The following is a 23922-nucleotide window of genomic DNA, read 5'->3' on the forward strand; positions in this document are numbered from 1 at the left end:
CGTCGCGGTGCCAAATTGATCCGTCAAAGGAGTCAATACTTGGAGTCTTGGCCCGTCAAACTCCGGTGCGTGCGATTCCGCTGTCCCGCCGACGCTATGGTGTCGGACACATAGGTTGGGACCGACCTGTGACTGACCCCGATCTGGCCGCCGGCCGCTGAGGAAACATAGATGGCAGACGAAGAGACCCCCGCGGAGGGCGAGGAGTCGACCGCGCAGGTCGGCGACCCGGATCCGCAAGACAAGGAAGCCGAGGCCGAGGCCACCGAGGCCGTCGAGGACTACGACTCCGCTGAGGACGCCGCCGAGGAGGCCGCTCCGAAGCCGCGCATGTCGCATGTCAAGCTCGCGACGATCGCCGGCCTGGTGCTGGTGCTCGTGCTCGGCGGGCTGACCGGGTGGCTCGGCTACCGCGCCTACGAGTCCCGTCAGGCCGAAGACGTGCGCAACCTGTTCCTGCAGGTGGGGCGCCAAGGCGCGCTGAATCTCACCACGATCAACCACGAACAGGCCGAGGCCGACGTGCAGCGCGTGCTGGACTCGTCGACGGGCACGTTCTACGACGACTTCCAGCAACGCTCGGCGCCGTTCATCGAGGTCGTCAAGCAGGCCCAGTCGAAATCGGAGGGCAAGATTTCCGAGGCCGGGCTCGAGTCGTCCAACGACAACGAGGGCCAGGTGCTCGTGGCCGTGACCGTCAACACGACCAACGCCGGCGCACCCGAGCAGCAGCCGCGGTCGTGGCGGATGCGGATCTCCGTGCAGAAGACCGGTGACGATGAGGCCAAGGTCTCGAATGTGGAGTTCGTACCGTGAGCGAAAGACACCGACTGCCCAAGCGCTCGCAGGGCGCTGACGCCGCCACGGAGGAGACCGTGCCCGAACAAGAGACCGAAGCGGTGGAGTTGACCGAGTCGACCGCTGAGTCAACCTCCACTGACGCCACGACTGACGACTCGACTGAGGACTCGGTTCCCGACGAGCCCGTCGCGCCGAAACGCAGGATCAATTGGGGGCGCGTCGTCGCCTTCGGTGTCCTGCCGGCGCTCGCCTTGATCCTGGCGGCCGCGGCCGGCTACCTGAAGTGGGTGGACAACTCGGTGCGCAACAGCGAGGTGTCCCGCATCGAGACGGTGCAGGTGGCCAAGGACAGCACGATCGCGATGCTGTCGTACAAGCCGGACACCGTCGAGCAGCAGCTCAACGATGCACGCAACCTGCTGACCGGCGACTTCCAGGACTCGTACACCGGCCTGATCAACGATGTGGTGATCCCGGGCGCCAAGGAGAAGCAGATCTCGGCGGTGGCGTCGGTGCCGGCGGCCGCGTCGGTGTCGGCCGAGCAGGACAAGGCTGTGGTGCTGGTGTTCGTGAACCAGACCGTGGTGGTGGGCCAGGACGCCCCCACCGACACTGCGTCGAGTGTGCGGGTGGAGCTGGAGAAGATCGACGGCCGCTGGCTGATCTCGAAGTTCGACCCGGTGTAGAGCCGCGGTGGCCGAACCTGAACTGATCGACGTCGAGGCGCCGGGTGTGCGCCTGCGTGCGCTCGCGTGGGGGCCCGCCGGTGCGCCGATCGCGTTGTGCCTGCACGGTTTTCCCGATACGGCGCATGGCTGGCGCAAGGTCGCCCCGGTGCTGGTCGACGCCGGGTGGCGGGTGGTGGCGCCGTTCATGCGGGGCTACGCGCCGTCGTCGCTCGCCGAGGACGGCAGCTATCACGTCGGCGCCCTGATGGACGATGCGCTGCAGGTGCTGGCCGCCGCCGGGGCGACGGGTCGCGATGTGCTGATCGGACATGACTGGGGCGCGATCGCGGGTGCCGGGCTGGCCGCGATGCCCGACAGCCCGTTCAGCAAGGCGGTGATCATGTCGGTGCCGCCGTCGGCGTCCTTCCGGCCGCTGGGGCGGGTGCCGGACGGCCTGCAGCTGGCCGCGCAACTCCCGCGCCAGGTGCTGCGCAGCTGGTACATCATGTACTTCCAATTGCCCGGGCTGCCTGAGCGATCCGCCGACTGGGTGGTGCCGCGGCTGTGGCGGCAGTGGTCGCCGGGGTACGACGCGACCGAGGACGTCGCGCACGTGCACGAGGCGATCGGGGCGCCGGAGCACTGGCGCGCCGCGCTGGGCTACTACCGCGCGACCGTGCGCAACAGCAAGCCGCCGGCTCGGTACGAGGAGCTGCATCGGCATTGGTTGTCGGCCCCGCAGCTGCCGACGTTGTACCTGCACGGACTCGACGATGGTTGTGCCTCAGCGGATTACATCCGCTGGGTGGAGCCCGCTCTGCCCGAGGGAAGCCGCGCGGTCGCCGTTGCGCGCGCCGGCCACTTCTTGCAGCTCGAACAACCCGACGTGGTGGGTGGCCACATCGTGGACTTCGTCGGGCGCGCCTAGCCTGGTGGCGCGTCGACTGTCCGCGGTGGACGCGCAGATGTACTGGATGGCGGCGAAGATCCACAGCGACCAGTTCCTGCTCTACGGTTTCGCGGGTCCGGTGCCCGATGTGGGTGCCGTGGTGCGGGAGCTGCGGACACGGGCGGGGCTGTGCGCGGACCTCAGGCTACGGATTTCGGACCGCAACCCGATGACGTATCCGCGGTGGGTGTCTGCGGATGTCTCGGCGAGCCAGTTCGTGGTGCACGACGCGGGCGCGCGGTGGTCGGAGTGCCTGGCGGCGGTCGCGGGGCTGGACGACGATCAGCTCGACCCGAGGGCGATGGCGTGGCGCCTGCACGTGTTTCCCGATGTCGACGAGATGCCGGGTGCCGGTCGCGGCACGGTGGCGGTGATGCAGGTGGTGCACGCGCTGGCCGACGGTGTGCGAGCGTCGGCGTTGGCGGCGTGGTTGTTCGGGCGGGCGGTACCGGTGCCGGCGGTGGACCCGCCGCGTCGGCTGCAGGCGTTGGCGATGCCGGTCCGCGGATACCGCGCGGCGCGGACGCACCGGCAGCTGGTGAGGGACACCGAAGCGGGACTGGTTCCGGGCCCCGCCGAGTCGTGTCCGGTGCTGCAGTGCAATTCGCGCCCGGAAGGGAGGCGCAGCCTTCGGACGGTGGTGCTGCAGCGGTCACAGGTCCCGGGACCGACCGTGACTGTAGGGGTGCTCGCGGCGATGTCGACAGCCTTGACCGGACACCTGCGTGCAGCGGGGGAGGACCCGTCGCAGCTCGGCGCCGAGGTGCCGATGGCCAAGGCGGGTAAGCGGTTCTCGCACAACCATTTCGGAAACGTCGGGGTGAAGCTCTACCCGGACCTGCCGTTCGCGGAGCGCGCCGACCGCATTGCCGCCGACCTCGAACGGCGGCGGCAACGGGCCGCACACCCGGCGATGGTCGCCGCCGACCGCGCTTTCGCGGCGACGCCCGCACCGCTGTTACGTTGGGGAGTAGGGCTTTTCGGCCCGGCTCGCCGATCGTCGACAGTCACGGGAAACACTGTGGTGTCGAGTGTCAACCGGGGCCCGGCCGATCTGCATTTCGGCGGCGCTCCGGTGGTGCTGACAGCGGGGTACCCCTCACTGTCGCCGATGATGGGACTCACCCACGGCGTGCACGGCATCGGCGACACCATCGCCGTGAGTGTGCATGCCGCCGAATCCGCGATCGGTGACATCGATGCGTACACGGAGCGCTTGGCCCATGCGTTGAACCGTCCGAGCTAGCTCAGAAGGGTGGTGGTTCGTAGGTGGCGGCCAGCCAGGCTTGGTGTTGGCGTTGTTGTTCGGTGATGATTTCGGTGCGTTTGCGGCGTTCGGTGGCGATGCGCTCGCGGCGGTCTTGTTCTCGGGTCTGTCGGCGTCGCGGCATCATCGCGATGCGGTCGGGGCTTTCGGGTGGTAGTGGCGTGGTTTCGACGGTGCCGGTGGGTTGTCGCAGCGCGGGGAACATGCTCGCGCCGTGTGCCTGTGAGCGGTAGATGTGTCCGGTGGGGGTGGTGAGCACGATGGTGCCGTCAGGTAACTGTTCGTCTGTGAAGCCGCCGGCACCGGTGTTGAACGTTTTGGTGATGTGGTGGATTCGGCAGTAGTGCTTGGTGTTGGACGGGTGTGTCGGTCCGTAGGGCCAGGGCACCGTGTGGTCGATGTCGCAGCGCTGCACGGGTTTGTCGCATCCTGGCCAGCGACATGTCAGGTCGCGCCAGCGCAGGAATTCGGTCAGCTTGGCGTTGGGGCGATAACCGGTTTGTGCGGCGGTGTCGACGGTCGGCACGGTCACCGGTTTGGTCTGGGCCGCAGGGAGCAGGTTGCGCACGGACTGGGCCGGAAGAACGCCGAATCCGGGTAGGTAGCCGGGTTTGTCGCTGGTTCCTGCGATGGTGCCCTGTTCGGCGAGTACATGGATCACCGCGGCATTGGCGGCGGCGCGGTTGGCGCGTGCCGGGCAGTCGTCGAGCCCGCACTGGCAGGCCAATGTCGCCTCGCCGCGTGCCAGCGGGCCGCACGCGTCGGCGCGTCGCTGGGATTTGGTGCGCGGATCGTTGCTACAGACGGTGTCGGCCAACGCATCCAACCGTTGATCGAGGGCTGCTCCGTCTTCGGCGTGCAACCTGCCTGACACGAAGGCCGTTCCGGCGGTGTCGCCGGGGTCGATATCGATGTATCGGTGCTTGTCGGCGTCCGGTGGCACCCGCACGGCGGCCGGGTCGAATTCGGCGATGAACAGATCGATGCGGTCGCGCAGTTTGTTCTTCGACAGTTTCATCCACTTTTCGACCCGCCCCGCCATGGCTTCATCGAGTTCGACCATGACGTCGTCGGCGACGTTGTCGGTGCGCGAGACGATCATCGAGACCATCCGGTAGTCGATCAGGCCGCGACACAGCCGTTTGAACACCTGCGGGTGCCGGTCGCGCAGCGTGATCGCCGTCTCGACCTGCCATACCGCCCGCGAGTGGCTGATGTTGAGTACCGGCGATATCTCTGCGGCCACCGAGGAGATCGAATCAGCACAGTACATCTGACGTCCGACCATCTCCGGGAACCGCCGACCGGCCAACTCGGCAACCAGAAACCACCGCCGCCCCAACGCCGCAGACTCCTCACGAACCTCCTCACCCATGAAGGTGATCAGATCCGCGTCCGTGGCGCCGTAAGCGGGATCGTACATATGTTCGATACTACTCGCGCCCACTGACACGCCGAGGCGCCCGGCGCAGCGACTCGATCGCGGTGTCCAGCGCCGCTTCGAGATAGCTCAGATCACCGGTCGCGAGCATGATCGCGACACCGCCCTGTATCCCGGCGAGTAGCGCCGCGGACACTCGGTCGGCATCCAACGAGGTCGCCATCTTCCCCTGCTCCTGCATCGCCCGAACGCCCGCGGTGATCTCGTCGTGCCATTGCCGCATCAGCGCGGAGGTGACCGCCTGAGCGCCGGGGGTGTTTCTGCCGATCTCCGACATCAGTACCGACATCGGGCAGTGCTGGCCCTGTTCGCGGTAGCGGTCGACCACGGCGTCGCGCCACCGCTGCCATGCGGCCCACGACGTCAATTCGCCCAGGTACGGCTGCTGGTCGTCGAGCACCCGTTGCGCCTCGTGTGCGGCGACCGCGAGCAGCAGCTGCTCCTTCCCGTCGGGAAAGTAGTGGAACAGCTGGCTCTTCGACGTGCTGGTGCGCGCCCGGATGTCGTCGAGGGTGGCGACGTCGACACCACGTTGACGGATCACGGCCGCGGCGCCCTCGATGATGCGTTGCCGGGTCGCCTGTCCTTTGGCCGTCAGTTTCTGGACTTGCGAGTCCATTTTGAGAAGCGGAGCATCTGGACTCATGAGTCCAAACAGTACGCGGCTCGAGGGCCGCACCGCGCTGGTCACCGGATCCACCGGCGGCCTCGGAATCGCCATAGCGAAGAGGCTGGCCGCGGAGGGCGCCGTCGTCGTCGTCAGCGGTCGGGATGATGCGCGGGGTGCCGCCGTCGTCGCCGACATCCGGGCCGGCGGCGGTGACGCCGTGTTCGTCGTCGCCGACCTCGGGGCGGGGCAACGGGAGGTGCACCGGGTCGCGCGGGCCGCGACGGACGCCGCCGGCGGTCGGCTCGACATTGTGGTGAACAACGCCGCCACGCTGCTGATGCCGACACCGACGGCAGACATTCCTATGCAAACGCTGCGAGATGCCTTCGAGGTCAACGTCTTCGCGCCGTTCCTGCTCGTCGGTGCGATCGCGCCCGAAATGGCTGAGCGGGGTGACGGCGCGATCGTCAACATCGGGTCGATCACCGGGCTGCGCGGCGCCGCCGGGTCGGCGATCTACAACGGGACCAAGGCGGTGATCCACTCCTTCACGAAATCGTGGGCCGACGAGTTCGGACCACGCGGCGTGCGGGTCAACGCGGTGGCACCGGGGCCGATCGCCACTGATCGTCAGGCCGAGTTCGCCGACCACGTGCAACCGGTCCTCGACCGGCTCCCGTCGCGCAGGATGAGCACTCCCGCCGAGGTCGCCGCCGCGGTTGCGTTCCTGGCCAGCGACGATGCCGCCAACATCCACGGTGCGGTGCTCAGTGTGGACGGAGGCTGGTCAGCGGTTTAACACATGGCCTAGATTTTGTTGCATGACTGCCTACGACGTCGGAGTACTGATTCTGCGTGTGGTCCTCGGCCTGACCATGGCCGCCCACGGCTACAACAAGTTCTTCGGGCCCGGCGGCCTCAAAGGCACCGCCGGCTGGTTCGACAGCATGGGGATGAAGCCCGGGATCTTCCACGCGCGCGTGGCCGCGACGACCGAGATGGCAGCCGGCATCGGCCTGGCCGTCGGGCTGCTCACCCCCATCCCGGCCGCGGGCTTCGTCGCGCTGATGCTCGTCGCCGCCTGGACCGTGCACAAACCCAACGGCTTCTTCATCGTCAAGGAAGGTTGGGAGTACAACCTCGTGCTCGCCGCGGCCGCCGTCGGCGTCGCGACCATCGGCGCAGGCAAGCTCAGCCTGGACTACGCCCTCTTCCGCACGACTGCCCTCTACGACCTGCTGCACGGCTGGTGGGGACTGGTCATCTCGCTCGGCCTCGGCCTGCTCGGCGGCATCGGTCAGCTGGCGATCTTCTACCGACCGCCCGCCAAAGCCGACGCCTGACCTCCTGTTCGCGGAACCCTTACCTGCGTCGCTAGAACACGTTCTAATCTTTGACGCATGGGGTTTCTCAAGCAGGACGCGCCGGTTGTCGACTTCGAGCAGTGGAGCAAGGGCAGCCGCGCGGAGAAGATTGTCCCGATGGCCCGGCACTGGGCCGAGGTCGGCTTCGGCACGCCGGTCGTGCTGCACCTCTTCTACGTCGTCAAGATCCTGCTCTACATCCTCGGCGCCTGGCTGATCGCGCTGTCCACGGCAGGCATCGACGGCTTCACCAACGTGGCGTCCTGGTACGCCGAACCCGTCGTGTTCGAGAAGGTCGTGCTCTACACGATGCTGTTCGAGGTCGTCGGCCTCGGCTGCGGTTTCGGCCCCCTCAACAACCGGTTCTTCCCGCCGATGGGCTCGGTCCTGTACTGGCTGCGGCCCAACACGATCCGGCTCCCACCGTGGCCGAACCGCATCCCGCTCACCAAAGGCACTACGCGCACGCCGCTCGACGCGTTGCTCTACCTCGCGCTGCTGGTGATGCTCGTGGTGGCGTTGGCGTCCGACGGCACGGGCCCGATCCCCGAACTCGGCACCACGGTCGGCGTGCTGCCGGTATGGCAGATCGCCACGATCCTCGGCCTGCTCGCGGTGCTCGGCCTGCGCGACAAGGTCATCTTCCTGGCCGCACGCGGCGAGGTGTACGCATCACTGGCGGTCTGCTTCCTGTTCAGCGGGGCCGACATCATCATCGCGGCCAAGCTGGTCTGCCTGACGATCTGGCTGGGTGCCGCGACGTCGAAACTCAACAAGCACTTCCCGTTCGTGATCTCGACGATGATGAGCAACAACCCCGTGTTCCGTCCGCGGTGGATCAAGCGCAAATTCTTCGAGCACTTTCCCGACGATCTGCGGCCCGGCCGGCTGTCGCGGTGGCTGGCGCACTTCTCCACCGCCATCGAAGGTCTGGTCCCGCTGGTGCTGTTCTTCTCGCACGGTGGTTGGCCCACGTACGTCGCCGCGTTCGTGATGCTGGTGTTCCACTTCGGCATCCTGTCGTCGATACCGATGGGCGTGCCGCTGGAGTGGAACGTGTTCATGATGTTCAGCGTCGTCGCGCTGTTCGTCGGCCACGCGGACATCGGGCTCGGCGACCTGCACAGCCCGTGGCCCCTCGTGCTGTTCGCCGTCGTCGCGGGCACGGTGGTGCTCGGCAACCTGTTCCCGCGCAAGGTGTCGTTCCTGCCCGGCATGCGGTACTACGCAGGCAACTGGGACACCGGCCTGTGGTGTGTGAAGCCGTCGGCGTCGGAGAAGATCGAGCGCGGCATCGTCTCGATCGCGAGCATGCCGCAGGCGCAGATGGAGCGGTACTACGGCAGCCCGGAGACCGCGCAGATGTACCTCTACATGGGATATGCGTTCCGCGCGTTCAACACTCACGGTCGCGCGATGTTCACGCTCGCGCACCGCGCGATGGCCGGCTACAACGAGGACGACTACGTCCTGACCGACGGCGAACGGATCTGCAGCACCGCGATCGGCTGGAACTTCGGCGACGGGCACATGCACAACGAGCAGCTGATCGAGGCGCTGCAGCAGCGGTGCGGCTTCGAGCCCGGTGAGGTGCGGGTGGTGCTGATCGACGGCCAGCCGATCCACCGGCAGACCCAGCAGTACCGGTTGGTCGACGCGGCGACAGGCGAGTTCGAGCGCGGCTACATCAAGGTCGCCGACATGGTCACTCGGCAACCGTGGGACGACACCGTGCCCGTACAGGTGACCTGGCAGAAGGACGGCGTCGACGCGCCCTGACCCGCTCAGCTGCTCGACCAACCAGTGAGTTGACCTAGTAAACCTTGTTCGTTTACGTTCGGGGGTGAACCCCCGCGCGTGGGTGCAAACATCCGACTTCGAAGGAGCTGTGTCATGGCTGAAGCCGTCATCGTGGAGGCAGTACGGTCGCCCGTCGGCAAGCGCAACGGAGGTCTGTCGGGGGTGCATCCCGGCGAACTGTCCGCGCAGGTCCTCAACGGTCTCGTCGAGCGCGCGGGCGTCGACCCGGCCCTGGTCGAGGATGTCATCTGGGGCTGTGTCATGCAGGCCGGTGAGCAGGCCCTCGACATCGCCCGCACCGCGGTGCTGGCGGCGGGCTGGCCGGAGACCGTTCCCGGTGTGACCGTCGACCGCCAGTGCGGCTCGAGCCAGCAGTCCGTGCACTTCGCCGCTGCCGGCGTGGTTGCGGGTCACTACGACGTCGTCGTCGCCGGCGGTGTCGAGGTGATGTCGCGGACCCCGATGGGTTCGTCGCTGGCCAACGGCGGCCACCCCTACCCGGAGGCCTTCCGCAACCGCTACAGCCAGACCCCGAACCAGGGCATCGGCGCCGAGATGATCGCCGAGCAGTGGGGCCTCGACCGCACCACGCTCGACCAGTTCTCCCTCGACTCGCACGAGAAGGCCGCCGCCGCACAGGATTCCGGCGCATTCGACGATCAGATCGTCGGCATCAAGACCAAGGACGCCGACGGCAACGACACCGTCGTGCTCAAGGACGAGGGCATCCGTCGCGGCACGCCGATCGAGAAGATGGCGCAGCTGAAGCCGGCGTTCAAGGAGGACGGCGTGATCCACGCCGGAAACTCCAGCCAGATCTCCGACGGTTCGGCCGCGCTGCTGTTCATGTCGGCGGAGAAGGCGAACTCGCTGGGCCTCAAGCCGATCGCCCGCGTGCACACCGCGGTGCTCGCCGGTGCCGACCCGGTGATCATGCTGACCGCGCCGATCCCGGCCACCCAGAAGGCGCTGAAGAAGTCGGGCCTGCGGCTCGAGGACATCGGCGTGTTCGAGGTCAACGAGGCGTTCGCACCCGTTCCGATGGCCTGGCTCAAGGACATCGGCGCCGACGAGAAGAAGCTCAACCCCAACGGCGGAGCGATCGCGCTGGGTCACCCGCTCGGCGGTTCCGGCGCCCGCATCATGACCACGATGCTGTATCACATGCGCGCCAACGGTATTCAGTACGGACTGCAGACCATGTGCGAGGGCGGCGGCCAGGCCAACGCCACCATCCTCGAGCTGCTGTGACGTCCGACGTGACGACGCCCGCGGCGCTCGCCGAGCGCCGCGGGAACGTCATGATCATCACGATCAACCGTCCCGAGGCACGCAACGCCGTCAACAGCGCGGTGAGCACCGCGGTCGGCGACGCACTGCATCTGGCGCAGAACGACCCCGAGGTCCGCGCGGTGGTGCTGACCGGTGCCGGTGAATCGTTCTGTGCCGGAGCAGATTTGAAGGCAATCTCGCGGCGGGAGAACCTGTTCCATCCCGAACACGCCGAGTGGGGCTTCGCCGGGTACGTGCACCACTACATCGACAAGCCGACCATCGCGGCCGTCAACGGCACCGCGTTGGGCGGCGGCACCGAACTGGCGCTCGCCAGCGACCTGGTGGTGGCCGAGGAGCGGGCGAAGTTCGGCCTGCCCGAGGTCAAGCGCGGCCTGATCGCCGCGGCGGGCGGGGTGTTCCGCATCGTCGACCATCTGCCGCGCAAGGTCGCGATGGAGTTGTTGTTCACCGGTGAGCCGATCTCGGCGGCCGACGCGCTCAAGTGGGGTCTGATCAACGACGTGGTGCCCGACGGCACCGTCGTCGACGCTGCGCTTGCCCTCGCCGACCGCATCACCTGCAATGCGCCCCTCGCGGTTTGGGCCAGCAAGCGGGTGGCGATGGGCGTGGACAAGGGAGTCATCGTCGGCGATGAGCCCGGCTGGGCGCGCACCCTACGGGAGATCGTGCCCGTGATGCGTTCTGAGGACGCCAAGGAAGGACCGCTGGCATTCGCCGAGAAGCGCCAGCCTGTTTGGAAGGCCAAGTAACAGTGAAGAGAACGATCTACGACGCCGAGCACGAGGCGTTCCGCGAGACCGTCCGCGAGTACATCGAGCGCGAACTCGTTCCGCATCAGGAGAAGTGGGAGACCGAGCGCATCGTCGACCGGTCGGCCTACACCGCCGCGGGCAAGTACGGGCTCATCGGCTTCAACATGCCCGAGGAGTACGGCGGCGGCGGCGCCGACGACTTCCGGTTCAACGCGATCATCGACGAAGAGCTCGCCCGCTCCGGTGCGCACGGCCCGGCGCTGAGCCTGCACAACGACGTCGTCGGCCCGTACTTCAAGGAACTGGCCAACGACGAGCAGAAGAAGCGCTGGATGCCCGGCATCGTCAGCGGCGATCTGATCATCGCGATCGCGATGACCGAACCGGGCGCGGGCAGCGACCTGGCCGGCATCCGCACCTCGGCCGTGCGCGACGGTGACGACTGGATCCTCAACGGCTCCAAGACGTTCATCTCCTCGGGCATCAACTGCGATCTGTGCGTCGTCGTCGCGCGCACCGACCCCGAGGCGGGCCACAAGGGCTTCACGCTGCTGGTCGTCGAGCGTGACATGGAGGGCTTCACGCGCGGGCGCAAGCTCGACAAGATGGGGCTGCACACGCAGGACACCTCCGAGCTGCACTTCGAGAACGTCCGCGTGCCCGCGGCCAACGTGCTCGGCAAGGAGGGCCGCGGCTTCTACCACCTGATGACCAACCTGCCGTCGGAGCGGCTGGGCATCGCGATCTCGGCCTTGGCCGGCGCGCGCGCCGTCTGGGAGGAGACGCTGCAGTATGCCAAGGACCGCAAGGCATTCGGCCAGCCCATCGGCAGCTTCCAGCACAACCGGTTCCTGCTCGCCGAGATGGACACCGAGCTCGAGGTCACCGAGAACTACCTCGACCGGTGCCTGCAGGGCGTCGTCGACGGTGAGCTGACCGCCGTCGAGGCGGCCAAGGCCAAGTGGTGGGCCACCGAGGTCGCCAAGAAGGTCATCGACAGCTGCGTGCAGCTGCACGGCGGCTACGGCTACATGATGGAGTACCGCGTCGCCCGCGCCTACGTGGACGGCCGCATCCAGACGATCTTCGGTGGCACGACCGAGATCATGAAGGAGATCATCGGCCGCGACCTGGGTCTGTAACCCTCGCGTCCGTACGCGAAAGCCCCTGAAACAATGGAGTTTCAGGGGCTTTTGCGTTGCGTGGGCGCGTCAGCCGATCGGTGCGTCCGTGGCAGGCATCGGCTCGGTCGTGGCCGGAGCCTCGGCCGGCGCGGGCGTCTCGGTCGGGGTGGTGCTCGTGGTCGACGTGCCGGTCGGGGTGACCGCGTCGGGTGCCGCGTTCACATCAAGCACCGAGTCGATCAGGTAGATCCGGGCGTTGGCCGCCTGGATGCCGCCGCACACCACCTTCGCGGTGTCGTTGATCTTCACGTCGGCGTTCTCGCCGGTCACCTTGATCTCAGCGCCCTGCTGCGTGGGCCGCTGCCCCTTGACGTCCTTGGGGCCGAGAATGCCGAGGAACGCGTGGTAGTAGTCGAAGTCGCTGAGCGCGGCCGGGTCGGCCTTCAGCGCGTCGAGCTGCGCGGGCGGCAGCGCGGCGAACGCCTCGTTCGTCGGCGCGAACACCACGTACGGGCCGTTCTCCAGCACGGGCACGATGTTCACCGCGGGGTTGAAGCCGCCGGAGATCGCCGAGTAGAACGTGCTGGCGTCGGGGATGCTCTGCAGCGCCTGGCCGACGGGCAGCTCGCTCAGCGACTTCCAGTTCGGCACCGCTTCCTTGAACGCGTCGCAGCCCGACCCCTCGGGGTTGGGGATCTCGACCGTGGCGGTCGAGGTGGGCTCCGCCGGCTGTTCCGGCACGGGCGGTTCGGCGTACGCGGTGACGGCGAACGGCACCGACAACGCGATCGCGGTGATACCGGCGGCGGCGCCGATAGCTTTGCTGGTGCGAGTCTTCACTTACGTCTCCTCAATAAGGCAGGTCGCCTCGCATGTTAAAGGCAGTGATCGGCCGTCGCCAAAGTCGGGACTCCGCCGGTACGCGGCCGCAGCCGCGTTGACTAGGCCTTTTGCGGCGGTGTGCGAACCTGCCCACACAGCGCCGCGGCCACCAGGCAAAGCCCCGCCGCAGAGTAGAACGCGAGGTCATAGGTGCCCTGCAGATCGCGCAGCCAACCGGCACAGGCGGCCGCGAGAGCCGCGCCGACCTGGTGGGCGGCGAACACCCAGCCGAACACCACCGGCGTGCGGGCGCCGAAGTAGTACCGGCACAGCACGATCGTCGGCGGCACGGTGGCCACCCAGTCCAGGCCGTAGAAGATGACGAACACCCAGGTGCCCTGCTCGGCCTGCGGAGAGAGCAGCGCAGGCAGCAGCGCCAGCGACAACCCGCGACCGGTGTAGTAGACGACGAGCAACAGGCGCGGGTCCACGCGGTCGGTCAGCCAGCCGGAGAACACCGTGCCCGCGACGTCGAGGATGCCGATCGTGGCCAGCAGCCCGGCCGCAACCGTCGTCGGCATCCCGTGATCATTGGCGGCCGGAATGAAGTGCGTGCCGATCAACCCGTTCGTCGTCATCCCGCAGATCGCGAAGCTCCCCGCCAGCAGCCAGAACGCCGGCACCCGCGCGCCGATCAGCAGCCCGTCGAACGCGGCGCGGAATCCCGAACCGCTCACCGCGGGCGGGTCCGCGCTCGTCGCGCCGTAGGCCGTCAAGCCCCGGTCGTGCGGGTAGTTGCGCATGAAGATCAGCACCAGCGGGACCACGCACAGCGCCGCCGCCGCGACGATCAACGAGGCCCAGCGCCAGCCATGCCGCGTCGTGACCTCGGCGACCACCGGCAGGAAGATCAGCTGACCGGTCGCACCCGCAGCCGTCAGCACCCCGGTCACCAGCCCGCGGCGCGCCTCGAACCAGCGGGTCGCGATGGTCGCGACGAAGCCCATCGAGATGGACCCGGTGCCCACCCCGACCAGGACGCCCCACAGCAGGACGAGCTGCCAGCTGGTCGTCATCGTGACGCTGAGCGCCGAACCGGCCGCGATCAGTCCCAGCGCCACCGACAGCACCGGCCGCACCCCGAACCGGTCCATCAGCGCCGCGGCGAACGGGGCGGTCAACCCGAACAGCGTCATGTTGACCGACATCGCCAGGCCCACCACGCCGTGCGACCAGCCGAACTCGTCGTGCAGCGGGTTCATCATCACGCCCGGCACCGACCGGAACCCCGCCGCGCCGAGGATCGCGATGAAGCTGACCGCGGCGACCGCCCAGGCCCAGTGAACTCTCCGCGTCGCCCGCGGAACCGTGATCGTCACCCGAACACTGTCGCCGACCTGCGGTCACCACGACTAGTGGCAAGAATGACACCTCTCGTCAAAAACATGCCAGAATGGCGGTCGTGCACCGAGTCGCCGTCCTGCTGCTGCCGCCCGTCGTCGGATTCGACGCGACGATCCCGGCGCTGATGTTCGACAGCGCCACCGATGCCGACGGCGCACCGCTCTACGACGTCGTCACCTGCGCGCTGAGCCCCGAACCGGTCGCCGCGACCACCGGGTTCGCCGTCGTCGCGCAGGCCGGCCCCGAGACGCTGGCCACCGCCGACACCGTGGTGATCCCGGGGACCCGCTACGCCCCCGCCCGCCACGAGGGAGTGCTGGAACCCGCGGTGGCGTCCGCGCTGGCGACGATCCGCCCCGGCACGCGGATCGTGTCGATCTGTACGGGCGCGTTCGTGCTGGCGGCCGCCGGCCTGCTCGACGGCAGACCCGCGACCACGCACTGGAAACATGCCGACCACCTGCGGGCGCTGCATCCGCGCGTGCAGGTCGACGAGAACGTGTTGTTCGTCGATGGCGGTGACGTGCTCACGTCGGCGGGTCTGGCCGCCGGAATAGACCTGTGCCTGCACATCATTCGCTCTGACCACGGCACCCAGGTAGCCAACGCCGTCGCCAAATACTGCGTGGTGCCGCCGTGGCGCGAAGGCGGTCAGGCCCAGTTCATCGAACGTCAGGTGGCCGAGCCGGACCACTACTCGACGGCCGCGACCCGCGAGTGGGCGCTGCGCCATCTCGACGAGGACCTGACGATCGAGCGGTTGGCGCGACACGCGCAGATGAGCCCGCGGACGTTCATCCGGCGGTTCCGCGAGGAGACCGGACAGGCGCCGGGCGCCTGGGTGCGCAACCGCCGCCTCGACCACGCTCGCGAGCTGCTCGAGTCGCACCAGCTGCCGGTCGACGAGGTGGCCCGCCGGTCCGGCCTGGGCACCGGCGCCAACCTGCGGCACCATCTGCGCCGCGGCGTCGGGATGTCCCCGTCGAGTTACCGCAAGGTGTACCAAGGCATCTGACCGCTACCGCTACGATGACGCGCATGCCTGAGCCCCTGATCGTCTCCGTCGGAGGACACAGCCCAACGCTGGACGCCGAAGCCTGGATCGCGCCGAACGCCAGCCTCATCGGTAACGTGACGCTCGCCGCTCGGGCCAGCGTCTGGTACGGCGCGACGTTGCGTGCCGAGGCCGAACCGATCGAGATCGGCCCCGGCTCCAACATCCAGGACGGCGTCACCGTGCACGTCGACCCCGGTTTCCCGGTCCGCCTCGGCGCCGATGTCACCGTCGGGCACAACGTCGTGCTGCACGGCTGCACGATCGAAGACGGCGCGCTGATCGGCATGGGCGCGGTCGTGCTCAACGGCGCGACGATCGGGGCAGGCTCACTGGTCGCCGCCGGCGCGGTGGTGCCGCAGGGCTTCGTGGTGCCACCCCGGTCGCTGGTCGCGGGCGTGCCGGGCAAGGTCCGTCGTGAGCTCAGCGACGACGAGGTCGCCCACAACCGGTTCAACGCACAGGCCTACCAGCACCTCATCGACGTACACCGCGGGGCGGCCTCTTAGATTCTCCCGGGGCCGATTCGGGTACAGCCGTACCGTGAATAATGTGCGCACCCTGGTGACCGGCGCGACCGGTTACGTCGGCTCCCGACTGGTGACCACCCTGCTCTCCGAGGGACACGAGGTCGTCGCCGCGAGCCGAAATCCCAACAGGCTGGCCGATTTCGGGTGGCACGACCGTGTCTCGACCGTCGCCCTGGACGCGCACGACGAGGCGTCGGCGCGGTCGGCGTTCGCCGAGGCCGGCCCGGTCGACGTGCTGTATTACCTGGTGCACGGCATCGGCCAGCCCGGTTTCCGCGAAGCCGACAACCGCGCGGCGGCCAACGTGGCGCGCGCCGCCAAGGAGGCCGGGGTCCGTCGCATCGTGTATCTGGGCGGATTCGTGCCCGACGGCGACGACCTGTCTGAGCACTTGGCGAGCCGCGCCGAGGTCGCTGACGCGCTGCACGTCGACGGCGGGCCCGACGTCGTCTGGCTCGGCGCGGCGATCATCATCGGCGCCGGCTCGACGTCGTTCGAGATGCTGCGCTACGTCGGCGACCGGTTCCTGGTCATCCCGATGCCGTCGTGGTCGGCCAACCCGCTCGACCCGATCTCGATCTGCGATGTGCTGCACTACCTCGTCGCCGCGGCCGACGGTGACCGCGTGCCCGCCGGCGCGTACGACATCACCGGGGCCGAGACCACGTCGTACGGCGACCTGTTGCGCACCTACGCGCGCATCGCAGGCAAGTGGCGCGCCGAGGTGCCCGTCAACGGTGTCGACACCGGGCTGGTGTCGCTGGTGACCGCGGCGGTGCTGCCGGTGCCCGGCGGGCTGGCGGCCGATCTGGTGCAGTCGCTGGACCATCCGATGATGGCGTCCGACACGCGGCTGCGTGAGCTCGTGCCGGACCCGCCCGGCGGGCTGATCGGCATCGAGGAATCGATCACGCGGGCGCTGGCCAGCCGTCGGCGCCGTCCGGTCGACGAACTCACCGACATGCACCACCTCGCCGACACCGACCCGGGCTGGGCGGGCGGCGACGTCCCGCGCATCCGGCAGCTCGCGGGCGCGGTGACACCCGGGATCGTCCGGCCCGCGCTCGGCCTGATCGGCGCGGTGCCCGGTCCCGTCGCCGGGGCGGTGCGCACCGGGCTCGACACCGTCTTGCACCTGCTGCCGAAGGCGAGTCCGGCATGACCCAAGCCCGGACTCCTTGGCTCGCCGAGGTCAAGGACATCGTCGGCGCCTGCCCGGTCCCGCGCAACGAGCCGCCGGCCGTCGTGCGGCGGCGCCGCATCGTGGTCGCGGTCGTGCTCGTCATCGGCGCTGCGCTGCTGGGATATTCGCTGACGCGTCCGCCCGGTGACTCGTCGTTCTACTGGCTGACGCTCGCGCTGGCGGGGGTGTGGGCGCTCGGCGCGTTCGCGTCGGGTCCGCTGCACATGGGCTGCATCCGCTTCCGCGACCGCAATCAACGGCCGGTGATCACCGGCACCGCAGTGGGTTTGGCCCTGGCCGCGGTGTTCGTCGTCGGCGGCCTGATCGCCCGCGAGATCCCCGGCGTGCGCGAATACATCACGCGGGTACTGGAATACGCCGACTACGGACCGCTGGCGCTGGTCGCGTTCATCACCGTGATCAACGGGTTGGCCGAGGAGATGTTCTTCCGCGGCGCGCTGTACTCGGCGCTGGGCACGGTCAAACCGGTGCTGATCTCGACGGTCTTCTACGTGATCGCGACGGCCGCCACCACCGGCAACCCGATGCTGGGGTTCGCCGCGATCATCCTCGGCACCATCTGCGCGTTCGAGCGCCGGATGACCGGCGGCATCCTGGCACCGATGCTGACCCACTTCTTCTGGGGGCTGGCGATGGTGCTGGCCTTGCCGCCGATCTTCGGCGTCTAGTTGAGCGGATGGGCCGCCTCGTCGCGGCGCATCCCCGCCGCCCACATCGCGATGCCGGCGAACAGCACCGGCGCGAGGGCCGCGACCAAGAAAATGGTCTGCATCGACACGACTTTCGACAGCGGACCGACGATCGCGAACGACACCGGCATGAACGCCAGTGAGACGAAGAAGTCCAGGCTCGACACCCGGCCCAGCATCGACGTCGGCACCCGGCGCTGCAGCAGCGTGCCCCAGATGACCATGCCCGCGCCGTCGGTGACACCGATGACGAACGTCGCCGCCGCCATCAGTGCGAACGACGAGGTGAAGCCAAAGACCACCAACGGGACCGATCCCAGCCCCCACATCGCCATCATCACCGTCAGGTAGCGGCGCGGCATCCGCCTCGAGGACACCGCGAGCGCACCGAGCGCACTGCCGACCCCGAAGAACGCCAGGATGAACCCGTACATGCGGGCGCCGTCGGCGAAGCGGTCCTTGGCGATGAACGGCAGCAGCACCTCGATCGGGCCCAGCACCACCAGCACGAACATGCTGGCGAACAGCAACGTCCACAGCAGCCACGGGGTGCGGACGACGAACGCGAAGCCGTCGCGCAGATCCCGCAAGACGTGCGAGTGCTGTTCGGGGACAGCCGGTTTCAGCGCAGGCCGGGTCGCGACGAGTATTGCCAGACCGACGGCGAACAGCGCAGCGACGACGGTGGCGCCCAGCGCCGGGAACGTCGCGCCGATCACGACACCCGCGACCGCGGGGCCGACGGCACGCTGAAACACCGGGCGCACCACGCCTTCGACGCCGTTGGCGGCAAGCAACTGCTCCGGCGGCAGGATCCGCGGCAGGATCGCGCTGTAGGCCGGGAAGAAGAAGGCCGCCGCGCCGCCCAGCGCCGCCGCACCCACAGCCAGATGCCAGATCTGCAGGGCGCCAGATAATCCCAGCACCGCGATCGTCGACGAGGCGAGCACGTTGACCGCCTCGACCGCGATGATGATCGCGCGCTGCGGGAAGCGGTCGGCGGCGATGCCACCCACCAACACGAAGGCCACCAGGGCCGCGCCGAAGCACGTCGTCACCAGCGACAGCGAAACCGGGTCATTGCTGAGCTCGATGACCTGCAACGCCAGCACGACCGCGAACATGCCGTCGGCGAAGATCGACAGCGTCACCGCCGCGATCAGCAGGCGGTACTCGCGGAACCGGAACGGTGCGAGTACGCGCCATCCGCGGACGTCGCGGATCTCGAATTGCGTACTCACCCACAGATGGTCGCCGACCGGTGCCGGCCGCGTCCACCGATTTTTCGCGGGGGAGGGGCCCTCAGAAGTCCGAGAACTTGGCGGGGCGGCGCTGCTGGAACGCGGTGATGCCCTCGATGAAATCCGGTGAGGTCAGCAGCGACAGCTGGCCTTCGCGTTCGCGGCCCAGCGCCGGTTCGAACTCGGTGAGCGTCGCGGCGTTGATGGCGTGCTTGGTCTTGCGCAGCGCCACCGCCGGACCCGACTTCAACGCGGTGAGGACCTTGCCGACCTCGGCGTCGAACTCGTCGGCCGGATAGACCGCCGCCGCCAGGCCCCAGTCGAATGCCTCGCGGGCGGAGATCTTTTCGGCCAGCAGCGCCATCCGGGCCGCGCGGGTACGGCCCACCGCCGCGGCCACCAACGCCGAGGCGCCGCCGTCGGGCATCAACCCGATCTTGGTGAACGCCAACATGAAGTACGCGTTCTCCGCAGCCAGGACGACATCGGAGGCCAGCGCCAGCGATACGCCCACCCCGGCGGCGGCGCCATGAACGGCAGCGACCACGGGTTGGGGCAGGTTGACGATCGCGCGGACTGCGTCGTTGGCGGCGTCGAGTACCGAGGCGGGGCCGTCGACGGTCTTCTGGGCCTGATCGTCGTCGCTGATGCCTGCGCCCGAACAGAAGCCACGGCCCGCGCCGCCGAGTCGCACGACCTTGACCCGCCGGTCGGAGGCCGCGGTGTTGAGGGTGTCGGCGATACCGGCCAGCATCGGCTGGTTCAGCGAGTTGAGGCTGTCGGGCCGGTTCAGCGTCACCGACAGCACACCGTCGGCGAGTTCGACGGTCAGATCGTCGATACCGGTGTAGGTGGGGGCGTCCGCATCCACAGATGTCATGACCAGAACCCTAGGGATAAGCGACTTGGTTATACAAGTAAGCTTTGTCGGCGATCAATGGCGTTCGTCGAACGGAAGGCGGCTGAAGCAATGGCGGGACCTCTGCACGGACTGCGGGTCATCGAACTCGCGAGCATCGGACCCGGCCCGCACGCCGCGATGATCCTCGGCGACCTCGGGGCGGACGTCGTGCGCATCGAGCGGCCGGGCAAGCTCGGTGGCATCCCCACCAGCAAGCGTGAGGCGACCCTGCGCAACCGTCGCTCGGTCGCGGCCGACCTCAAGAGCGACGAGGGCCGCGCGCTGGTGCTCAAGCTCGTCGCCAAGGCCGACGTGCTGATCGAAGGGCTGCGGCCGGGCGTGACGGAGCGACTGGGCCTCGGCCCGGAGGACTGCGCGAAGGTCAACGAGCGGCTGATCTACGGGCGGATGACCGGCTGGGGTCAGACCGGCCCGCGTGCGCTGCAGGCCGGCCACGACATCAACTACATCTCGCTCAACGGCGTGCTGCACTCGATCGGCCGGGCCGGTGAGCGGCCGGTGCCGCCGCTGAACCTGACCGGTGACTTCGGCGGCGGGTCGATGTTCCTGCTCGTCGGCATCCTGTCGGCGCTGTTCGAGCGGCAGACCTCGGGCAAGGGACAGGTCGTCGACGCCGCGATGATCGACGGCTCCAGCGTGCTGGCCCAGATGATCTGGGGCTTCCTGCAGGACGGGCTGTGGACCGACAAGCGCGGGGTCAACATCCTCGACGGCGGGGCCCCGTACTACGACACCTACACCTGCGCCGACGGCCGCCACATCGCCGTCGGCTGCATCGAGCCGCAGTTCTACGCCCAGTTCCTCAAGGGCCTCGGGCTGGAGAACGAGGACCTGCCCGACCAGAACGACATGGGCCGCTGGCCCGAACTGCGGGCGCGGTTCACCGAAGTGATCGCCGCCAAGGACCGCGACCACTGGGCCTCGGTGTTCAACGGCACCGACGCCTGCGTGACGCCGGTGCTGTCGTTCTCCGAAGTCGAGTCCGAACCGCACGTCACCGAGCGCAACACCTTCTACCGCGACGGGGACCACCTGCAGCCGATGCCCGCGCCGCGGTTCTCCCGCAGCGCGCCCGCAGCGCCGACGCCGCCGGGAGCTCCCGGCGCCGACACCGAAGCCGTCCTACGAGACTGGGCCTAGAGAAAGGAACACCACAAGTGGAGATCAAGGACGCCGTAGCCGTCGTCACCGGCGGTGCATCGGGCCTCGGCCTGGCCACCACCAAGCGGCTGCTCGACAAGGGTGCCTCGGTGGTCGTCATCGACCTCAAGGGTGCGGACGCGGTCAAAGAACTCGGCGACCGTGCGCAGTTCGTCGAGACCAACGTCACCGATGAGGCCGCCGTCAGCGCCGCGCTGGACGCCGCGGAGAAGATGGGCCCGCTGCGCATCAACGTCAACTGCGCGGGCATCGGCAACGCCATCAAGACGCTGAGCAAGGACGGACCGTTCCCGCTCGACGGGTTCAAGAAGGTCATCGAGGTCAACCTGGTCGGCACGTTCAACGTGCTGCGGTTGAGCGCCCAGCGGATCGCCCAGCAAGAACCGATCAACGGTGAGCGCGGCGTCATCATCAACACCGCGTCGGTCGCGGCGTTCGAGGGCCAGATCGGCCAGGCCGCGTACTCGGCCTCCAAGGGTGGCGTGGTCGGCATGACGCTGCCGATCGCCCGCGATCTGTCGCGCGAGCTGATCCGCGTCGTCACCATCGCGCCCGGCCTGTTCAAGACCCCGCTGCTGGGCTCGCTGCCCGAGGAGGCGCAGGCGTCGCTGGGCAAGCAGGTGCCGCATCCGGCGCGCCTGGGCGATCCCGACGAGTACGGCGCGTTGGCCACCCACATCGTCGAGAACCCGATGCTCAACGGTGAGGTGATCCGGTTGGACGGCGCAATCAGGATGGCTCCGCGGTGAGCATCCGGACGAAGTTTACTGAGACGTTCGGGATCGAGCACCCGATCGTCCAGGGTGGTATGCAGTGGGTTGGCCGCGCTGAACTCGTTGCGGCCGTGGCGAATTCGGGCGCGCTCGGGTTCATCACCGCGTTGACGCAGCCGACGCCGGCCGACCTGGCCAACGAGATCGCCAAGTGCCGCGATCTGACCGACAAGCCGTTTGGCGTCAACCTGACGATCCTGCCGACGATCAACCCGCCGCCGTATGACGAGTACCGCCAGGTGATCGTCGACTCCGGCATCAAGATCGTGGAGACCGCGGGTTCCAATCCGGCGCCGCACCTGCCGATGTTCCACGACAACGGCATCAAGGTGCTGCACAAGTGCACGTCGGTGCGGCACGCGGTCAAGGCGCAGAGCCTGGGTGTGGACGGCATCAGCATCGACGGGTTCGAATGTGCTGGGCACCCGGGTGAGGACGACATCCCGGGTCTTGTGCTGATCCCGGCCGCGGCGGACAAGATCGACATCCCGTTGATCGCCTCGGGTGGGTTCGCCGATGCGCGGGGCCTGGTCGCGGCGCTGGCGCTCGGTGCCGACGGCATCAACATGGGCTCGCGGTTCATGTGCACCGTGGAGTCGGCGATCCACCAGAAGGTCAAGGAAGCGATCGTCGCGGGCAGCGAACTCGACACCGAGCTGATCTTCCGGCCGCTGCGCAACACGGCGCGGGTGGCCAGCAACACGGTGTCGCGTGAGGTGGTCGAGACCCTCAACCGCGGTGGTCAGTTCGAGGACGTCAAGGACCTGGTCGCCGGGTCGCGCGGGGTGAAGGTCTACGAGACCGGCGACCTCGACGCGGGCATCTGGTCGGTCGGCGCGTCGATGGGCCTCATCAACGACATTCCGACGGTCGGGGATCTGGTCGCGCGCATGGTCGACGAGGCCGAGCAGCTGATCGGCAGCCGGCTGAGCGACATGATCGCGGACGAGGAAGAAGAGAACGTGGCGTAACGGTTCGGCGCGCAGGGGCTCATCAGAGCGCCCGTGCCGGGCAAACTCACCAACGCGAACGCGCGCCTACGGGCGCGCGTTTCGCTTATACGGCGGTCGGCAGGGTGTGCTCGTCGTCGAGCTGTTCGGAGGTGTCGCCCTCGACCAGGACATCGCCGTGGTAGAGCGCCTCGAAGTCAACCTTGATGACATCTGCACTGGTGTCGTCGATCCACATGTACTCGACAGTAGGGATAACCTTTAAGGATTCTTTGAGTCACGTTTCGGAATACTGTGGCAATTCTTACCGCCCGGTAGGGTCCGTTATTACCTGCCGGTAAGGATTTAGCTGGTCCAGTGCGCGAGCGTGCGGTTCCGTCCGCTGCACCGGCGGGTCGCGTACGAAACCGCACACTCGGCGGGCAGGCGGGGTTCGGCTAGCCCGGATTGCTGAAGTGGATAGGGTTCGTGCCCAGCAGCGCCACCCAGGTGAGGATTGCTGCGGCCACCGCCGCGATGAGCAGTCCGACCGCGACGCGGGTTCCCCAGTGTGTCCGGCCCAGCACCTTGGCGTCGAGTGAGTAGGCGCCCGCGCCGAGGAACAGCAGGCCGACGGCGCCCAGCCCGATCAGGAAGGGCACGTTGAACGGGTCGGACCAGAAGGCGGCCCCCGAGACGTTGACCGCCCAGGCGTCGACCATCGCCGAGATCACCGCAAACGCCGCCAGCGGTGTGAGCCCGCCGAGGATCAGGCCCAGGCCGCCGAGCGTCTCGGCCGCGGTGACCATGGCGGCGGCCAGGCCGGGCAGTCGCCAGCCGGCCTGCTCCATGAAGCCGACCGTCGCGCTGAAGTCGAAGGCCTTGATGAGCCCGGCCTGAAGGATCGCCGCACCGACGCCGATGCGCAGGATCAACAGGCCGATGTCGGCGGCGGAGTCCGGCCGCGTGGTGATCCCGTGGGTGAGTGTCGTCGTGTCTGGCGCAGTCATGGTGATTACGACTAGCAGACACTTCACAACTCATCGACAGGTTTTGCACTGAACGTATCCAGCGTCCGAACCGTGTCCGGAGTGAGGGCGCGTTGAAGCAGTCGACTTACC

General features: G+C 68.2%; 25 protein-coding genes. 17 read left to right on the top strand and 8 right to left on the bottom strand.

Annotation, left to right across the window (positions count from 1 at the left end; all coding sequences use genetic code 11):
- Window positions 1–171 precede the first annotated feature (171 nt).
- Genes BLW81_RS14055 through BLW81_RS14070 form a run of 4 tightly spaced genes read left to right on the top strand, consistent with a single transcriptional unit; the run spans window position 172 to window position 3664 of the window.
- Window positions 172–816: an Rv1363c family protein gene (locus BLW81_RS14055; RefSeq protein ID WP_083407687.1), complete on the top strand. Its 645-nt coding sequence runs from the start codon at window positions 172–174 to the stop codon at window positions 814–816.
- Complete coding sequence (locus tag BLW81_RS14060) at window positions 813–1487, top strand: Rv1363c family protein (protein WP_235632275.1); 675 nt, start codon at window positions 813–815, stop codon at window positions 1485–1487. The genes BLW81_RS14055 and BLW81_RS14060 overlap by 4 nt, the downstream gene beginning before the upstream one ends.
- Before the next feature lie 7 nt (window positions 1488–1494).
- Window positions 1495–2397, top strand: coding sequence for an alpha/beta fold hydrolase (locus BLW81_RS14065; protein ID WP_083407688.1), 903 nt, complete (start codon window positions 1495–1497; stop codon window positions 2395–2397).
- 1 nt (window position 2398) lies between these two features.
- Complete coding sequence (locus BLW81_RS14070) at window positions 2399–3664, top strand: WS/DGAT domain-containing protein (RefSeq protein ID WP_083410538.1); 1266 nt, start codon at window positions 2399–2401, stop codon at window positions 3662–3664.
- 1 nt (window position 3665) lies between these two features.
- On the opposite strand, the gene BLW81_RS14075 is transcribed toward BLW81_RS14070, so the two are convergent.
- Together BLW81_RS14075 and BLW81_RS14080 are read right to left on the bottom strand one after the other, a co-directional pair.
- A complete protein-coding gene (locus BLW81_RS14075; RefSeq protein WP_407662331.1) occupies window positions 3666–5138 on the bottom strand; it encodes an HNH endonuclease signature motif containing protein in 1473 nt (490 codons plus the stop codon).
- Window positions 5119–5745 (bottom strand): TetR/AcrR family transcriptional regulator, encoded by a 627-nt coding sequence (locus tag BLW81_RS14080; RefSeq protein WP_083407690.1) that lies wholly within the window; start codon window positions 5743–5745, stop codon window positions 5119–5121. Before BLW81_RS14080 ends, BLW81_RS14075 begins: the two co-directional genes overlap by 20 nt.
- A gap of 25 nt (window positions 5746–5770) precedes the next feature.
- Here BLW81_RS14080 and BLW81_RS14085 point away from each other — a divergent pair, with 25 nt between their 5' ends.
- The 6 genes from BLW81_RS14085 to BLW81_RS14110 all read left to right on the top strand — a co-directional run bounded on the left by BLW81_RS14085 (window position 5771) and on the right by BLW81_RS14110 (window position 12090).
- Window positions 5771–6535, top strand: coding sequence for an SDR family NAD(P)-dependent oxidoreductase (locus tag BLW81_RS14085; RefSeq protein ID WP_083407691.1), 765 nt, complete (start codon window positions 5771–5773; stop codon window positions 6533–6535).
- A 22-nt stretch (window positions 6536–6557) separates the two neighbouring features.
- Window positions 6558–7079, top strand: a complete 522-nt coding sequence (locus BLW81_RS14090; RefSeq protein WP_083407692.1) for a DoxX family protein — start codon at window positions 6558–6560, stop codon at window positions 7077–7079.
- 57 nt (window positions 7080–7136) lie between these two features.
- Window positions 7137–8879 carry a DUF3556 domain-containing protein gene (locus BLW81_RS14095; RefSeq protein ID WP_083407693.1) on the top strand — a complete coding sequence of 581 codons (1743 nt, stop codon included), beginning with the start codon at window positions 7137–7139 and terminating at the stop codon, window positions 8877–8879.
- A 114-nt stretch (window positions 8880–8993) separates the two neighbouring features.
- Window positions 8994–10151, top strand: a complete 1158-nt coding sequence (locus BLW81_RS14100; protein WP_083407694.1) for a thiolase family protein — start codon at window positions 8994–8996, stop codon at window positions 10149–10151.
- Window positions 10148–10945: a crotonase/enoyl-CoA hydratase family protein gene (locus BLW81_RS14105; protein WP_083407695.1), complete on the top strand. Its 798-nt coding sequence runs from the start codon at window positions 10148–10150 to the stop codon at window positions 10943–10945. The genes BLW81_RS14100 and BLW81_RS14105 overlap by 4 nt, the downstream gene beginning before the upstream one ends.
- Window positions 10946–10947: 2 nt before the next feature.
- Complete coding sequence (locus BLW81_RS14110) at window positions 10948–12090, top strand: acyl-CoA dehydrogenase family protein (RefSeq protein ID WP_083407696.1); 1143 nt, start codon at window positions 10948–10950, stop codon at window positions 12088–12090.
- Between the two features lie 69 nt (window positions 12091–12159).
- Here the strand turns inward: BLW81_RS14110 and BLW81_RS14115 are convergent, their stop codons facing one another.
- Window positions 12160–12912: a fasciclin domain-containing protein gene (locus tag BLW81_RS14115; RefSeq protein WP_083407697.1), complete on the bottom strand. Its 753-nt coding sequence runs from the start codon at window positions 12910–12912 to the stop codon at window positions 12160–12162.
- A 101-nt stretch (window positions 12913–13013) separates the two neighbouring features.
- Entirely contained in the window at window positions 13014–14273 is a 1260-nt protein-coding gene (locus BLW81_RS14120; protein ID WP_083407698.1) for an MFS transporter, read from the bottom strand.
- An 83-nt stretch (window positions 14274–14356) separates the two neighbouring features.
- Here BLW81_RS14120 and BLW81_RS14125 point away from each other — a divergent pair, with 83 nt between their 5' ends.
- Genes BLW81_RS14125 through BLW81_RS14140 form a run of 4 tightly spaced genes read left to right on the top strand, consistent with a single transcriptional unit; the run spans window position 14357 to window position 17754 of the window.
- Window positions 14357–15313 (top strand): GlxA family transcriptional regulator, encoded by a 957-nt coding sequence (locus BLW81_RS14125; RefSeq protein WP_083410539.1) that lies wholly within the window; start codon window positions 14357–14359, stop codon window positions 15311–15313.
- Window positions 15314–15336: 23 nt separating this feature from the next.
- Window positions 15337–15861 carry a gamma carbonic anhydrase family protein gene (locus tag BLW81_RS14130; protein ID WP_083410540.1) on the top strand — a complete coding sequence of 175 codons (525 nt, stop codon included), beginning with the start codon at window positions 15337–15339 and terminating at the stop codon, window positions 15859–15861.
- A 34-nt stretch (window positions 15862–15895) separates the two neighbouring features.
- Complete coding sequence (locus BLW81_RS14135) at window positions 15896–17044, top strand: NAD(P)H-binding protein (protein ID WP_083407699.1); 1149 nt, start codon at window positions 15896–15898, stop codon at window positions 17042–17044.
- Window positions 17041–17754: a CPBP family intramembrane glutamic endopeptidase gene (locus BLW81_RS14140; RefSeq protein ID WP_083407700.1), complete on the top strand. Its 714-nt coding sequence runs from the start codon at window positions 17041–17043 to the stop codon at window positions 17752–17754. The genes BLW81_RS14135 and BLW81_RS14140 overlap by 4 nt, the downstream gene beginning before the upstream one ends.
- On the opposite strand, the gene tet(V) is transcribed toward BLW81_RS14140, so the two are convergent.
- Together tet(V) and BLW81_RS14150 are read right to left on the bottom strand one after the other, a co-directional pair.
- Window positions 17751–18998: a tetracycline efflux MFS transporter Tet(V) gene (tet(V), locus tag BLW81_RS14145; RefSeq protein ID WP_173839722.1), complete on the bottom strand. Its 1248-nt coding sequence runs from the start codon at window positions 18996–18998 to the stop codon at window positions 17751–17753. The genes BLW81_RS14140 and tet(V) overlap by 4 nt on opposite strands.
- 79 nt (window positions 18999–19077) lie before the next feature.
- Window positions 19078–19896, bottom strand: a complete 819-nt coding sequence (locus BLW81_RS14150; protein ID WP_083407702.1) for an enoyl-CoA hydratase — start codon at window positions 19894–19896, stop codon at window positions 19078–19080.
- A gap of 90 nt (window positions 19897–19986) precedes the next feature.
- Here BLW81_RS14150 and BLW81_RS14155 point away from each other — a divergent pair, with 90 nt between their 5' ends.
- Genes BLW81_RS14155 through BLW81_RS14165 form a run of 3 tightly spaced genes read left to right on the top strand, consistent with a single transcriptional unit; the run spans window position 19987 to window position 22843 of the window.
- Entirely contained in the window at window positions 19987–21078 is a 1092-nt protein-coding gene (locus tag BLW81_RS14155; protein ID WP_083410541.1) for a CaiB/BaiF CoA transferase family protein, read from the top strand.
- A 17-nt stretch (window positions 21079–21095) separates the two neighbouring features.
- Complete coding sequence (locus BLW81_RS14160) at window positions 21096–21848, top strand: 3-hydroxyacyl-CoA dehydrogenase (protein WP_083407703.1); 753 nt, start codon at window positions 21096–21098, stop codon at window positions 21846–21848.
- Window positions 21845–22843, top strand: coding sequence for an NAD(P)H-dependent flavin oxidoreductase (locus tag BLW81_RS14165; protein ID WP_083407704.1), 999 nt, complete (start codon window positions 21845–21847; stop codon window positions 22841–22843). The genes BLW81_RS14160 and BLW81_RS14165 overlap by 4 nt, the downstream gene beginning before the upstream one ends.
- An 85-nt stretch (window positions 22844–22928) precedes the next feature.
- Here BLW81_RS14165 and BLW81_RS30160 read toward each other — a convergent pair whose 3' ends face one another.
- Both BLW81_RS30160 and BLW81_RS14170 read right to left on the bottom strand, forming a co-directional pair.
- The gene (locus BLW81_RS30160; RefSeq protein ID WP_101953086.1) at window positions 22929–23060 is read right to left on the bottom strand and encodes a hypothetical protein; all 132 of its coding nucleotides are present in this window, start codon (window positions 23058–23060) and stop codon (window positions 22929–22931) included.
- Window positions 23061–23259: 199 nt separating this feature from the next.
- Entirely contained in the window at window positions 23260–23811 is a 552-nt protein-coding gene (locus tag BLW81_RS14170) for a DoxX family protein (RefSeq protein WP_083407705.1), read from the bottom strand.
- Window positions 23812–23922 lie beyond the last annotated feature (111 nt).

It is taken from the genome of Mycolicibacterium rutilum (assembly GCF_900108565.1).
In the GTDB taxonomy this organism is placed as follows: Bacteria; Actinomycetota; Actinomycetes; order Mycobacteriales; family Mycobacteriaceae; genus Mycobacterium; species Mycobacterium rutilum.